Raw genomic sequence first — 13,723 nt, 5'->3', positions numbered from 1 at the left:
ATGACGGCCCGGAGGTACGCGACAATGCGGTGCCGGCATCCCCCGTGCCGATGCCGGACCCGTGCTCGCTCCGGGCCGTATCCACGGCGGGTGGTCCCGCCGTGTGATCGCAGCGTGCGGGCGAGCACTTCGGACGGTCAACGAATGCCGCGCCGGGCACCGCGGATTTGCGGGATTCCGCAACCATGGCCGCGATCCACCGGCGACAAAACGGGCAGGTCTGGTCACCGGTACAGCGGTGTGGTTGAGTGCGGCGACGGGGCGTGGGCGGGGGTGCCGCCCGTTGCCGATGGCGGTCCTCGATGGAGACAGACTTGCCGAAGATCACGTTGTCGGAGCGCGAGCGAGAACTGATCGCTCTGCTCGCCGAGGGCCACACCGACGCCGGCGCCGCCGAGCGCCTCGGCATCAGCCCACGTTCGGTGACCAACATCCTGCGCAGCCTGATGGACCGCCTCGGCGTGGCCAACCGCTTCCAGCTCGGCCTGGCGCTCGGCTTCCTGCGCCGGTCGCACACACCCAAGGCACCGTCCGACCCGGCGGTCACCGAGCAGACCGCCGGCAGCGCGGTGGCTTCCACGGAGATCCGGCCGTGACGATCACCGTGCCCGCCGCGCGGGCCGGCCGGGCAGCCACCACGCTGCCGATCGGTGCGGCGCTGCCGTCGCTCGTACGCTGGGGCGCCTCCGCCGACGCCGACCTGGTCTATCGCACGCTCGTGACGTTCGGCCCGCGCACCCGCCGTGATCTCGGCCTGGAGCTGGCGATGCCGGTCCGCCGCATCGATGACGCGCTCGCCGAACTGCGGTCCGCCGGCGCGGTCACGGCCGGCGAGGCCGTACGGAGCCGTACCTGGGCCGCCGTGCCGCCGGACGTGGTGGTCGCCGCCCTGCGCACCCGGCGGTTGTCGCTGGCCGACGAGCGTGCCCTCGCCGAGTCGCACCGGCGCATCGTCGGCGATCTGCGCACCCGGCTCGGCGCACTGGCCCTGCCGCTGTCCGCCCCGGTGCTCGGCGGCCTGCAGGACGAGCAGGTGCGCTACCTGCCCACCCGGCACCTGACCCGGGCCCGCTACGCCGAACTGCTGCCCGGCCGGCAGGAGACCCTGACCATCAACCCGGAGCAGGCGTTCGACGCCGAGTCGGCCCGCACCGGCGCGGAACTGGACCGGCGGCTGATCGCGCAGGGCACCCGGATGCGGGTGCTCGGCGTGCCACCGGCCGACCGGGACACGCTGAACCCGCAGGAACGGCCGCATCCGGCGTACCGGATCCGCGAGTCGCTGCGGGTGCCGCTCAAACTGATCGTCCTGGACCGGGCGGTCGCCCTGCTGCCGGCCGACCCGGAACGCATCGAGCGCGGGTACCTCGAGATCGGCCACCCCGGCGTGGTGAGCGCCCTCGCCGAGCTCTTCGAACGGCACTGGGAGGTGGCGGCGGACCCATACGTCGGCGCCGTCACCCCGATCGTGCTGACCAGCCGTGAGCAGGCGCTCGTCGACCTGCTCGCCCTCGGGCACACCGACGTCACCGCGGCCGGGCAGCTGCGGATCAGCGCCCGCTCGGTCACCAACACCCTGCGCCGGCTGATGGACCACCTCGGCGTGGAGAACCGCTTCCAGCTCGGCCTCGCTCTCGGCGCGATGAACGCCGCACGCCCACCGCAGCTGTCCACCTCGGAACAGGATCGAACCTGATGATCGACCGCATAGTCGCCGGGCTGGCCGGCGTCCTGCTCATGCTCTCCGCCGCCACGGCACCGGCATCGGCGAGCCCTGCCGCCGCTCCGGCGCCGGCCGCCGAACCCTGCGTGACCGTCACCCTGGACGGGATGCGCGGGGTCTACCGGCCCGACTCCGATCTCTGGGAGCCGTGGTTCGACGCCACCGTGGCCGGCCGCTCCCGGGCCTGCGGCGGCGGGGCCGCCACCCTGGCGGTCACCCAGTACCACGTCCGTGACGGGGCGACGATCGGCCTGATGAGCACGCCGTGGACGGCCGCGGCGCAGGGCACCACGGCGTTCTCCCGGTTCGGGCGCATCCGGCCGGACGTCGCGGCGCTGTGCGTCAGCACCGGCCTGACCAGCCGGGACGGCGCCGTCGTAGCCCGCAACGCGGCGTGCGTGCGGCCGGTGCGCACCGGCACCGACCACCTGGTCACCCGGTTCGCCCCGGTCCGGCTGACCGATCCTCTGGTCAACGCCGCGCTGAGCGAGCACCCGGCCGACGGGGTCACGCCGACCGGGCCGCTCTGCCCGGTCAACTGCCTGGTGTCGCCCTACGTCCACGTCCCGGGCAGCCCGTGGACCACCCGGGACACCCCGATCAGCGAGCCGGCCGTGCCGCTCGAGCCGTACGAGTCCGAGTGCCACACGATCGCGATCACCGACACCTTCGCCGGGCCGTCCGACGACCCGGCCAACGGCTACGACGTCTGGATGACCGGCGCGGTCGACGCCTGCCCGGGGGTCGAGACCCTGCCCCAGGTGCACGCGATCCGCTACTGGTCCGACCGGGGCATCGTGATGGAGTGGTGGGACCAGGCCCAGTGGCCGCTGGCCAAGAGCGCCACGGTCAACGAGAACACCGCCGCGATCTGCCTCGCGACCGGGATGCGCGAGCGCGGCGGCCGGCTGTACGGCGTACACGACCTGTGCTGGAAGATCGTCAAGGATCGCCCGGACCGCTACCTGCTCGTGCCGATCCGCACCGACGACCCGCGCGTACGCAAACCGCTACAGAGCAACATGCGCGTGCCGGACCCCGAGTACCCGCCCGGCGTCTGCGCCTCCTGCCTCTGACCCGCCTCGCTCAGCCCGCGACCACCCGGCCGGTGAAGGCGGCCAGATTCGTCATCGCCCGCTCGACCCGCTCGGCCAGACCGAGGGTCTCCTCCCGGCGGACCAGCCGCATCCTCGGCTGGCGCCGGCCGCGCAGGTAGAGCGAGCAGGCCAGATCGGCGCAGATGTACTCACCGACGGTGTTGCCGTTGCGCCCGGCCGCCCCGGCCAGCGGCGCCACGAACAGCGCCACCCCGGACGCGGCGTGATCGGTCAGGCAGATCCGGCACATGCTGGACCGCATCGCGCTCACCCGCCGTGCCTCCGGCCGGCGCAGCACCAGACCGGTCGGACCGTTCCCACCCGGCACGACCAGCAGCGCCCGCAACGGCGCGCCCGGATCGGTCCAGCCGAGAAAGTCCAGGTCGCTCCACGGGACACTGCCGTCCGCGAAGCCCGCGGGCATCTTGATCCGGCCCGCTTCGCCCTTGCTGCAATTGACGAAGGAGGCGCGGATCGCCCGCTCATCGAGTGGTTCCATGCCGGCGAAGCTAGCCGCCAGCGGCCTGGTGGATCACCTGGTTTTCCGGACCGCGGCGGCCGCGACCGCCAGCCACGCCATGTCGACCGCGATGACGAGGCGTTCCACCAGGCCGACCAGCGGCGTGCCGCCGACCGTCAGCGACGGCCCGTCCATCACATCGGCCAGCACCACGAACAGGCCGGCGGTGGCCAGCAGGCTGATGCCCGCCAGCGTGCCCAGCAGGCGGCGGTGCCGTCCGGCGGCCCGGCTGAGCAGCACGGCGGCGACCGGGAACGCGATCAGAGCGATCCAGGCGGCCGCGCCGTGCACCATCTCGGCGACGGACGGCCGGGACCACCGGCCCGGTGGGTCCGCCGGGACCAGCCCGGCGATCAGCAGCCCGCCGGCCCAGACGGCGAGCGCCCAGCGGCCCGGCCCGCGCACTCCGGCGGCGAGTACCGCCGAGGCGACGCCCATGCCGATGATCGCCACCGGGATCAGCCAGCCGGCGGTGCCGTTGACGTAGCGGCTGACCGTCTCAGCGACGGGGCTGTACTGAGGGTTGACGATGTCCGCGGTGACGATGGCGGTGGCGGCGACGCCGAGGCAGGTCCGGATCAACTTCGTGCTCATGGCGGAACCGTAGAAGCGCGGCCGCCCGCCGGGCGTCGTCCCCGGGCAGGCACTCGCGCCTACACCGATCGGTGTACCCGCTACGCCATAGGGCATGGTGATGCCATGGCGACGATTCTGATCACCGGGTCCAGCGACGGCATCGGGCGGCACACCGCACTCACCCTCGCGGAGCAGGGCCACCGGGTGGTGCTGCACGCGCGTAACGAGCGGCGTGCCGAGGAGGCGGCCAAGGAGGTGCCGGCGGCCGCGGCCGTGGTGGTGGGGGAGCTGGCCTCGCTGGCGCAGACCCGGGAGCTGGCCCGGCAGGCGATCGAGGCCGGACCGTACGACGTGGTGATCCACAACGCGGGTGTCGGCGGCGGGCAGAGCGCACCGGTGATCACCGAGGACGGCCTGGAGCGCATCTTCCAGGTGAACACCCTGGCCCCGTACCTGTTGACCGCGCTGCTGCCGGCGCCGGCCCGGCTGGTCTATCTGACCTCGGGCCTGGAGGCCGGCGGGCGGGCCCGGCTGGACGACCTGCAGTGGCGGTCCCGGCCGTGGAACGGCATGCAGGCCTACAGCGACTCGAAGCTGTACGACCTGATGCTCGCCTTCGCGGTGGCCCGCCACTGGCCGGGCACGCTGAGCAACGCGGTGGACCCGGGCTGGATCCGCACCCGGATGGGCGGGCCGGGCGCCACCGACGACCTGCCGCAGGGCTCGGACACGCCGGTGTGGCTCGCCACCTCCGAGGACCCGGAGGCCACGGTGACGAGCCACTACTTCAAGGAGCGGCGGGCGCTGCGGGCCAACCCGCAGGCGTACGACGAGGCGCTGCAGGACGAACTGCTGCGGCGCTGCGCGGAGCTGACCGGGACCGAGCTCACGCCTCGTTGAGCGGTCCGGTCGGCAGTTCCCGGCGCAGCAGCTTGCCGGTGGCGTTGCGCGGCAGTTCGTCGACGAAGACCACGTCGCGGGGCACCTTGTAGCGGGCCAGGCTCGCCTTCACGTACTCCTTGATCTCCTGCGGGTCGCGCGCCGAGGAGTCGGTGGGCACGATGAAGGCGCGCAGCCGCTTGCCGAACTCGTCGTCGTCGACGCCGATGACCACCGCCTCAACCACGTCCGCGCGTTCGGCCAGCAGGTTCTCGACCTCGACCGGGTAGACGTTCTCGCCGCCGGAGATGACCATGTCGTCGTCGCGGCCGTCGATGAACAGCAGACCCTCGTCGTCGAAGTGGCCCTGGTCGCCGGTGGCCATGTAGCCGTCGATGACCTGCTTGTGCTGCCCGTCGGTGTAGCCCTCGAACGGGATGCCGGTACGCACGAACACCCGCCCGTGCACGTGCGGCTTGTCGATCCGCTTGTCGTTGTCGTCGAACAGCGCGAGGTGCACGGTGACCGGTGGCCGGCCGACCGTCCCGGGCGCCCGGCGGGACTCGGCCGGCTGGGCCACCGACGCGACGGCCACCTCGGTCGACCCGTAGACGTTGTAAATGACGTCACCGAACTGCTCGTGGAAGCGGGCGGTCAGCTCGGGCGCCAGGGCCGACCCGGCGACGAAGACGGTCTTCAGCGACGACGTGTCGTACTTGTTGATGACGTCCGGGCCCAGCGCGAGGATGCGGGTGAGCATGGTCGGCACCGCGACCAGCATCTGTGCCCGGTGCTCGTCGATCGCTTGCAGGATCCGTTCGGCGTCGAAGCGGCGCAGCAGCACGGCGTGGTTGGCCAGCGACAACCCGACGGTCCAGGAGCCGAAGCCGGTGCTGTGGAACAGCGGCGACGCGAACACCGCGGCGCCCTGCCGGGGGAACGGGATGCGGTCCGCGATCAGGGCGCTGGCCAGCGGGGACACCTTGGTCCGCGGCGCGCCCTTGGGCAGCCCGGTGGTGCCGCTGGTGAGGATGATGAACCCGCCGGGCTGGTCCGGCGGTGGTAGCGGCGTGCTGCGATGCGCGGCGATCAGCTCGTCGATCGTGGGTACCGGCCCGGAACCCCAGGTCAGGTAGCGGGGGATGTCCTCGGGCAGCCCGTCGACCAGGTCCGCGAACTCGTCGTCGTAGAGCACGACGCGGACCTTCTCCCGGGCCACCACCTCGGCGAGCTGCTGCTTGGCCAGGCCGGTGTTCATCAGGGCCAGGCGCAGGGCGGCGCGGGCGGTGCCGCTGATGGCGAGCAGCAGGCCGCGGTGGTCGCGGGCCAGGACGCCGACCACCGAGCGGTCCGGCAGGCCGAGTTTCTTCAGGGCGTGTGCCAGCGCGTTGGACTGTTCGTCGAGCTGGCGGTAGGTCAGGGTGCCCAGTTCGTCGGTGACCGCGGGCAGGTCGGGATGCTCGGCGGCCGCTTTCATGATCAGGGCGGCCTGCGGGCCGAGCCGGGCGTTGTTGACGGCGGCGCGCAGCAGCCGGCGCGGGCGCAGCAGGTTGACGATGCCTATCTGGTGCATGCGCAGTACGGCGTGCAGATTTTCGAGCATGTCAGGAACCTTTGTTAGGCGGGCGGGAGGTCCTTCCAGACGGGTGCGCGCTTCTCGGCGTACGCGCGGACACCCTCGATGGCGTCCGCCGAGCCGATCACCTCACCGGCGATGCCGGCGAGCTTGTCGAACGCCTCCGCGGTGCTCCAGTCGCGGTGCTCGTCGGCGATGCGCTTGGAGAGGTACACCGCCAGGGGTGCGTTGGCGGCGATGTCGTGGGCCAGTTCGAGAGCGGTGTCCAGGGCCTTGCCGGCCGGGGTGACCCGGTTGACCAGGCCGAGGTCGTACAGGCGGCGGGCCGGCATCGGCGCGCCGGTCAGCGCCAGTTCCAGGGCGATGCTGCGGGGCAGGCTCTGCGCGAGCCGCAGGACACCGCCGGCCGCGGCGACCAGGCCGCGCTTGACCTCGGGGATGCCGAACACGGCGTCCTCGGCGGCCACGATCAGGTCGGCGGCCAGGGCCAGCTCGCATCCGCCGGCCAGGGCGGCGCCCTCGACCGCGGCGATCAGCGGCTTGCGGGGCGGCCGGGCGGTCAGGCCCAGCAGCCCCCGGCCCTCGGTGACCGGATATTCGCCGCGGGCGGCGGCCTTGAGATCCATCCCGGAACAGAACGCGACGTCGCTCCCGGTGAGCACGGCGACGCGCGCTTCAGGATCAGCCTCGTACGCGTCGACAGCCCGTTCCAGCGCCCGGGCGGTGGCCAGATCGACGGCGTTGCGGGTGGCCGGCCGGTTCAGCCGGATCACGGTGACCGGGCCGTGCCACTCCACCAGCACCGGCGGCTCACCGGCCGGCGGCAGGGCGGCGCGCGTGGTGTCCGCGATCGTGAACCCGTCGGCGGTCATCTCGAGCCGCCAGCCGAGCGGGTCGTCCTCGAGCAGCCGGTCGATCAGCTCCCGGTCGGCGACCCGGCGGACCACCCGGTCGCCGCCCGGGGTGATCGCGGTGACGATGACGGCTTCCGGTTCACCGTCGCGCCCGTACGGGACGGTGTAGGCCTCGCACACGGCCGGCCCGGTCCAGCCGGTGTCGACCTTGCGGGCGGCCGGCCGCGGCAGCCGCAGGTCGGCGTCGATGTCGCGGTACTCCCGGCGCGGCGGCCGGGCGGACAGCACGGTCGCGGCGTGCTTGGTCAGATACCACCCCAGGGCGGTGGCCAGGCCGTACTGGTCCGGGTCGGCGCGCAGCAACGGTACGAGGTTCGCCACCGCATGGCTCGTGTAGTTGTTGCCCGGCCCACCGGCGAAGGTCAGTCCACCGGTCACGGTCAGCGGACGCCGCGGGTCGTCGAGCGGCAGGTCCAGCTCGGCGGCGCCGATCTCGACGGCGGACGGGAAGCAGGCGTACAGGTCGATGTGCCGGACCTCGTCGATGGTCAGCCCGGCGTGCCCGAGCACGGCATCGCCGGCGGCCCGGATCGCCGGCGACGAGGCCAGGTCGTGGCGTTCGGTGACGTACCACTCGTCGGTGGCGTGCGCGCCGGCGTGCACGAACACCCAGCGGTCCTGCGGGATGCCGGCCTCGTGCGCCGCTGACGCGCTGCACACGATGATGCCGGTGGCCTGGTTGACGCTCAGGTTCGCGGTGAGCAGCTTCGGGTACGGCGCGGAGATCGGCCGGTTGTCCGCACCCGGTTCGGCGAGTGCGGAGGCGCTGTGCCGCTCCGGCCGCCAGGCGTGCGGGTTGTCCGCGGCCACGCCGGAGAACCGGGACCACAACTCGGTGATCCGCTCCCGGTGCTTGGCCGGGCTCGACCCGAGCTTGCCGCGCACCGCCGACTCGATGAGCGCGTACAGGTAGATCGGCGCGACCAGCCCGGCCGCGATCTCGACGTCGGTGTTCGGGGCGGTGTCCACGCCGACCGAGCGAGTCGGCGCCGTACCCTCCGGCTGCCCGGGCCAGGCGAGATCCCGGCCGGCGCGTTCGGCGGCGGCCGCGGTGGCGGCGGCCTCGGCGCCGCCCAGCAGGGCGATCGACACGCGGCCTTCGGCGATCGCGGCGGCCGCGTCGTTGAGCAGCCGCAGCGAACCGTCCCCGCCGAAGATGCTGGTCTGCACGGTCTCGGCAGGCGTCGCGCCGACCGTCTCGGCGATCAGCGCGGCGCCGTCCGGGTACTGCCAGGACACGCTGGCGACATAGCCGACCGAGTCGGCGCGGGCAAGGAGGTCGGCACCGGCGTCCTCGGCCGCCAGCCGCAACGCGCGGACGGCGAGCGAGACCGGGTCACCGCCGAGCGGCTCGGTGGACCGCTCGCAGACCTGCCCCACCCCGACGATCACCGGCGTCCACGCGTCGATGTCCTGCCCACCGCGCTCGTGCCGGATCGGCGCGGGCCTGGGGTGAGCCGGCCGGGAGCGAGCGGCCGTCGTGCCGGTACCGGACGCGGGGCCCCGGGCGGCGGTCGGCGAGTCGCCGGCGGCCGGGCGCGTGACCACGTCCGCGAGCCGGTCCAGGGACTTCTGCATCGCCTCGGCGAGGTTGCGGGCGACCATCGGACCGAGCGGCCCGTCCGCGGTCCCGCCCTCGACACCCCCGTCGACGCGGACCAGCGTGCCCGGACCGCTGGGCGTCAGCGACAGATAGAACCCGACGACGATCCCCATCGGACCGGTGCCGTCCAGCCAGACCGTACGCCCGGGATCCAGGCCGACCACCGTCCACCGCACCTCGGTCGGCATGCCCATCAGCTTGACCCGCTGCGCGAAGCGCGCGCCCTCCTCGATGGCACCCGGCGGCGACACCGGCCAGCCGGTGTGCATGACCAGCCACTCGGCCATCCGCGCCGGTTCGGCGAGCACCGCGAAGACCCGCGACGGCTCGGCCGCGATCTGCACCGCGGCGCTGAACGGGTACGCCAGCTCCCGGGGCGGCTCGACCGCCGGCGGCGCGACGGGCTCCGCCGGCCCGCGAGTGATCCGGCTCAGGACCGTGCCGGCCACCGCCGCACCGACGGCGAGCACTCGACGCAGCATCGACGTCCCCCTAACAGTCTGCCGTGACGGTAAAGGGGTGAGCTGGCTCACGGCAAGGCCGCGAGAAATCCGCCGGAGACAAACTAACCGTCACGCCGTACGGTAAGTGCGTGATCGGACAGGGCAGGCGCACCCAGGCGCAACGCAGCGAGGCCACCCGGGCGAAGATTCTGGACGCCACCGTCCAGTGCCTGGTCGAGCGCGGCCACGCCGAGACCACCACCACCGAGGTGCTCGCCCGCGCCGACGTGCCCCGCGGCACCTTGCTGCACCACTTCCCGACCAAGGTGGACCTGCTCGTCGCCGCGGTCCAGCACGTCGCCCGCCGCCGCCTCGACGGCCTCGCCGCCGAACTGGCCGCCGCTGAGTTGGCTACCGCGTCAGCCGGCACCGACCGGCTGGACGCCCTGATCGACATCCTCTGGCGGCACTTCTCCTCACCGCTGTTCTGGGCCGCCCTCGAGCTGTGGAACGCGGCACGCACCGACGCCGAGCTGCGCGGCGCGCTGGTCCCGGTGGAGAAGGAGGTCTTCGGGGTGCTGCACGCCCAGTCCCGTGCCCTGCTCGAGGAGTCCATGCCCGGCGACCCCCGGCTCGCCACGGTCGTTCAGCTCAGCTTCGAGGTGCTCACCGGGCTCGCCATGACCGGCATCGTCAGCGGCGACCTGGCCCGCCGCGAGCTGCTCATCCGCCGCTGGAAACGCGCCGCCGCCGTGCTGCTCGGCCGGCGAGCCCCGGAAACCCTGGTAGAACGTCCCGCAAAGGAGCGTTGATGTCCTATACCGACCCCTTCGACACCCCCGAACGCGCGGCCCTGAGGGACGCCATGCACCAGTTCGTCACCCGCGAGGTCCATCCCTACCTCGCCGACTGGGAGAAGACCGGCGAACTCCCGCGCGACCTGCACGAACGCGCCGCCAAAGCCGGTCTCTACGGCATCGGCTTCCCGGAGGAGCACGGCGGCGAGGGCGGGGACACGGTCGACACCGTGGTGGCCACCGAGGCGTTCCTGGAGGCCGGCGGCTCCTCCGGCGCGCACGCCGCGCTGTTCACCCACGGCATCGCCCTGCCGCACATCATCGTCACCGGCGACACCGCGCTGATCGACCGGTTCGTGCGCCCGGCGCTGGCCGGCGAGAAGGTCTGCTCACTGGGCATCACCGAACCGGACGCCGGTTCCGACGTGGCCTCGCTGCGCACCACCGCGGTCCGCGACGGCGACGACTACGTGGTCAACGGCGCCAAGATGTTCATCACCTCCGGCACCCGCGCCGACTTCGTCACCACCGCGGTGCGTACCGGCGGGCCGGGGGCCTCCGGGATCAGCCTGCTGGTCATCGAGAAGGGCACGCCCGGGTTCACCGTGTCACGCAAGCTCGACAAGATGGGCTGGCTCTGCTCCGACACCGCGGAGCTGTCGTTCACCGACTGCCGGGTGCCGGCCGCCAACCTGATCGGCCCCGAGGACGGCGGGTTCCTGCTGATCGCGCAGGTCTTCGTACCGGAACGGATCATCGCCGCGGTGCACGCGTACGCCACCGCGCAGCGCTGCCTGGACCTCACCCTGGAGTACGCGCGCAGCCGCCACACGTTCGGCAAGCCGCTGATCGCCCGGCAGGTGGTGCAGCACAAGCTCGTCCAGATGCGGCAGCGCATCGAGCTCGCCCGCGCGTACACCCGGCAGGTCGCCCTGCGCCACGCCGCCGGCGAGCAGGTCGTCGGCGAGGTCTGCCTGGCCAAGAACGCCGCCGTCGACGCCTGCAAGTACGTCGTCGACGAGGCCGTCCAGCTGCACGGCGGCATGGGTTACATGCGCGAGAGCGAGGTCGAGCGGCACTACCGCGACACCCGCATCCTGGGCATCGGTGCCGGTGCCACCGAGGTGATGACCGACCTGGCCGCGAAGATGTTCGGCTACGGCCGCTGACGGGTAGCACTCCGATGTGGACCTGCAGGCCCGCGCCGACCGGCGCTTCCGGATCGTCCTGATCGTCTTCGGGCTGCTGATCCCGCTCGCCCTGGCCGCCGGGTTTCTGGCGGCCGGGCCCGGGCGGGAGCCCCGGACGTGGCTGATCGTCCTGGCCGTGCTGATCGGCCTGATCGCCTTGTGCGGGCTGGGCCTGACACTCATGGTCCGAGCGGTCCGCCGGCGGACCGGCACCATGGTGTCGCCGCTGTGGGGCGCCGACCGCAAGACCCGCGCTCAGGTCGGCCAAGCCATCAAGAACCAGGAGAAGCCGGACGGTGAGATCGGCCGGCTGGCCCTCGCCGAGGCCCAGCGCGGAGTGAAGCTGGCGCCGATCGTCCTGCCGCTGGCGACCCTGGCCGCGGTGTTTCCGCTGATCAACGTCGGCCTGCTGCTCGGTGACGGCGATGCTTCGCCGGGCCGCGTCGCGGTGCACGCTGTCCAGGCGGCCGGCTTCGCCGGCCTGGCGATCTACCATGCCATCTTGCGGCGGCGCTCGCGCGCCTATCTCAACCGCTTCCAGGGGTACGCGTAACCGCCGGTCCCCGCCTGTCCCGCGCGATCCCGGCGGGCCGCCCCGGCCCCAGCGCGGCCGCCGGGAAACGCAGCACCGGTGGCGAATCTCGGCAGGCATCCATACGGTGAGCTTTGACATCGACGTCAAACGATGGAGCCGCCGTGAGATCCACGATCGCCGCCCTCGCCACCGCCACCCTGCTCACCCTGGGCCTGGCCGCCACACCTGCCGCCGCCCAGCCCGCCACCACCCCGGACACCCTGACCACCGCCGTACCGGCCAGCCTCGTCCCGCCGCGGCCCAGCCCCGACGACGTGCGCCGGGCCCTGACCCGCATCGCCCGGGACAGCGACGGCCGGGTCCGCCTCGGCGTCATCGGCCGCAGCAACGAGAACCGCCCGCTGCGGCTGGCTACCGTCGGGCACGGCCACACCCGCCTGCTCTACGTCACCCAGCAGCACGGCGACGAACCGCTCGGCACACCCGCCGCGATCCGCGCGTTGTGGGCGCTCGGCGTACCCGACACCGCCTGGCACCGCTGGCTGCGCAGCCGGATCACGCTCGACATCGTGGTACAGGCCAACCCCGACGGCGCCGTCCGCAACCAGCGCTACAACCACGACCCGTCCGCCACCGGCGACTACTCGGAACCGGGGGTCGGCTACGACATCAACCGCTTCCACAACCCGCTGACCCCGATCGCCGACAACCCGGTGCCCGAGTCACGGGCTGTGCTGCGGCTGTGGCAGCGGACCCACCCGCGGATCGTCGTCGACTACCACATGCAGGGCCGCTACCTGCAACCCGACGGTGAGGAGACCACCGCGTCGCTGCTGTGGCCGACCAGCCCGCTGGTGGAAGCCGGCGCGGTGACCGCGGGACGCCAGCTGGCGGTCCGCAACACCGAGGCGATGACGCTAGCCGGCGCGAACGTCACCCTCTACCCGGGCGGCGACTACGAGGGGATCGCGCGGAACGCGTACGGGATCCTCGGCAGCGCGTCCCTGCTGGTCGAGCTCTCCGACCTACCCGAAGACCAGGTCGAGCTGCAGATCCGCAGCGCCTTCGCCTCGATGATCGCCACCGCCCAGGGCGCCGCCGACCGCTCACTGTGGCGCATCGACCCGGCCCGAGCCGACCGGATCCCGGCGCGCGGCCCCGCCCTACCCGGCATCCAGTCAACGCTCGAACTCGACGCCGCCTAGCCATCCGTCGCGGTCAGGGTCTCGTCCGGCCCAACGTGGGTGCTGTCTGGCGGCCGTTGAGACAGCATTGAGCGTGGCCAAGCAAGATCACCGCTTGGGGACCCTGACCACGGAAGCCCTTTTTGGCATCTGTCGCGGTCAAGGTCTGGTAGGTGATCGTTCCAGGGAAGGCCGTTTGCGGCAGTCGCGCGGTGAGCCGGTACGCGGCGCCGAGCCCGGCCAGGCCCGGCCCGGCCCGGCTCGGCCCGGCGGCGTGGCCCGGCCAGCCCTCGGCGCGGCCGGCCCGGCGCGGCGTGGCTCGGTGCTGTCCGGGAGGTGGTGACAGCCATCAGGCACAGCCGGGCCGGCTTTTGAGGCCTGTTTGATCATTCGGCTGTGCGCGAGGGCTGCTTCCCGGCCGTTCAAGCAGCCCTCGCGCATAGCCGGCCGCAGAAACCGCGCCTTGTCGATCACCGAGCTAGCAGCAGTGGCTGTCTCGCTGATCCACACCACACCCGCCATGCCCGGTCGGCCGGCAACCACCGGCCGACCGGCTTTTCCGCACCGCCCCAGCGCGACCGCCGGGAAACAGCTTCACCTGGCGGTTACGGCGACGAACGTGGGCAATTGCGGTCCGCCCTCCGCGCCTGGGGTAGGCGCTGCGGTCGTCACACGGGGTTGGCGCA

The 13,723-nt window shown here is 72.8% G+C and carries 13 protein-coding genes; 9 read left to right on the top strand and 4 right to left on the bottom strand.

Annotation, left to right across the window (positions count from 1 at the left end; genetic code table 11):
• Window positions 1-314: 314 nt before the first annotated feature.
• From I4J89_RS38075 to I4J89_RS38065, 3 genes are read left to right on the top strand one after another with little or no spacing between them, the layout of a single operon-like run.
• On the top strand, window positions 315-596 hold the full coding sequence (locus tag I4J89_RS38075; RefSeq protein ID WP_196419049.1) for a helix-turn-helix domain-containing protein: 282 nt from the start codon (window positions 315-317) through the stop codon (window positions 594-596).
• Window positions 593-1,696 (top strand): LuxR C-terminal-related transcriptional regulator, encoded by a 1,104-nt coding sequence (locus I4J89_RS38070; RefSeq protein WP_309238657.1) that lies wholly within the window; start codon window positions 593-595, stop codon window positions 1,694-1,696. The genes I4J89_RS38075 and I4J89_RS38070 overlap by 4 nt, the downstream gene beginning before the upstream one ends.
• Complete coding sequence (locus I4J89_RS38065; protein ID WP_196419048.1) at window positions 1,696-2,799, top strand: hypothetical protein; 1,104 nt, start codon at window positions 1,696-1,698, stop codon at window positions 2,797-2,799. Before I4J89_RS38070 ends, I4J89_RS38065 begins: the two co-directional genes overlap by 1 nt.
• Before the next feature lie 10 nt (window positions 2,800-2,809).
• Here the strand turns inward: I4J89_RS38065 and I4J89_RS38060 are convergent, their stop codons facing one another.
• Together I4J89_RS38060 and I4J89_RS38055 are read right to left on the bottom strand one after the other, a co-directional pair.
• Window positions 2,810-3,319, bottom strand: a complete 510-nt coding sequence (locus tag I4J89_RS38060; RefSeq protein ID WP_196419047.1) for an FBP domain-containing protein — start codon at window positions 3,317-3,319, stop codon at window positions 2,810-2,812.
• A gap of 33 nt (window positions 3,320-3,352) precedes the next feature.
• Window positions 3,353-3,934, bottom strand: a complete 582-nt coding sequence (locus tag I4J89_RS38055) for a DUF998 domain-containing protein (RefSeq protein ID WP_196419046.1) — start codon at window positions 3,932-3,934, stop codon at window positions 3,353-3,355.
• 105 nt (window positions 3,935-4,039) lie between these two features.
• Here I4J89_RS38055 and I4J89_RS38050 point away from each other — a divergent pair, with 105 nt between their 5' ends.
• On the top strand, window positions 4,040-4,816 hold the full coding sequence (locus tag I4J89_RS38050) for an SDR family NAD(P)-dependent oxidoreductase (protein WP_196419045.1): 777 nt from the start codon (window positions 4,040-4,042) through the stop codon (window positions 4,814-4,816).
• Here the strand turns inward: I4J89_RS38050 and I4J89_RS38045 are convergent.
• Together I4J89_RS38045 and I4J89_RS38040 are read right to left on the bottom strand one after the other, a co-directional pair.
• Window positions 4,803-6,398: an acyl-CoA synthetase gene (locus I4J89_RS38045; RefSeq protein ID WP_196419044.1), complete on the bottom strand. Its 1,596-nt coding sequence runs from the start codon at window positions 6,396-6,398 to the stop codon at window positions 4,803-4,805. The genes I4J89_RS38050 and I4J89_RS38045 overlap by 14 nt on opposite strands.
• Window positions 6,399-6,412: 14 nt before the next feature.
• Window positions 6,413-9,370, bottom strand: a complete 2,958-nt coding sequence (locus tag I4J89_RS38040; protein ID WP_196419043.1) for a type II toxin-antitoxin system Rv0910 family toxin — start codon at window positions 9,368-9,370, stop codon at window positions 6,413-6,415.
• A gap of 110 nt (window positions 9,371-9,480) precedes the next feature.
• On the opposite strand from I4J89_RS38040, the gene I4J89_RS38035 reads away from it, so the two are divergent.
• From I4J89_RS38035 to I4J89_RS38015, 5 genes are all read left to right on the top strand, one after another.
• Window positions 9,481-10,143, top strand: a complete 663-nt coding sequence (locus I4J89_RS38035; protein WP_196419042.1) for a TetR/AcrR family transcriptional regulator — start codon at window positions 9,481-9,483, stop codon at window positions 10,141-10,143.
• Window positions 10,143-11,297 carry an acyl-CoA dehydrogenase family protein gene (locus I4J89_RS38030; protein WP_196419041.1) on the top strand — a complete coding sequence of 385 codons (1,155 nt, stop codon included), beginning with the start codon at window positions 10,143-10,145 and terminating at the stop codon, window positions 11,295-11,297. The genes I4J89_RS38035 and I4J89_RS38030 overlap by 1 nt, the downstream gene beginning before the upstream one ends.
• 16 nt (window positions 11,298-11,313) lie before the next feature.
• The gene (locus tag I4J89_RS38025; RefSeq protein ID WP_196419040.1) at window positions 11,314-11,871 is read left to right on the top strand and encodes a hypothetical protein; all 558 of its coding nucleotides are present in this window, start codon (window positions 11,314-11,316) and stop codon (window positions 11,869-11,871) included.
• A gap of 143 nt (window positions 11,872-12,014) precedes the next feature.
• Window positions 12,015-13,058, top strand: coding sequence for a M14 family zinc carboxypeptidase (locus tag I4J89_RS38020; RefSeq protein ID WP_309238656.1), 1,044 nt, complete (start codon window positions 12,015-12,017; stop codon window positions 13,056-13,058).
• A gap of 175 nt (window positions 13,059-13,233) precedes the next feature.
• Complete coding sequence (locus I4J89_RS38015; protein WP_196419039.1) at window positions 13,234-13,380, top strand: hypothetical protein; 147 nt, start codon at window positions 13,234-13,236, stop codon at window positions 13,378-13,380.
• Window positions 13,381-13,723: the final 343 nt, after the last annotated feature.

The sequence above is a fragment of the Actinoplanes aureus genome (assembly GCF_015704865.1).
Classification (GTDB): Bacteria; Actinomycetota; Actinomycetes; order Mycobacteriales; family Micromonosporaceae; genus Actinoplanes; species Actinoplanes aureus.
This window is presented reverse-complemented; position numbering and strand designations above follow the sequence as displayed.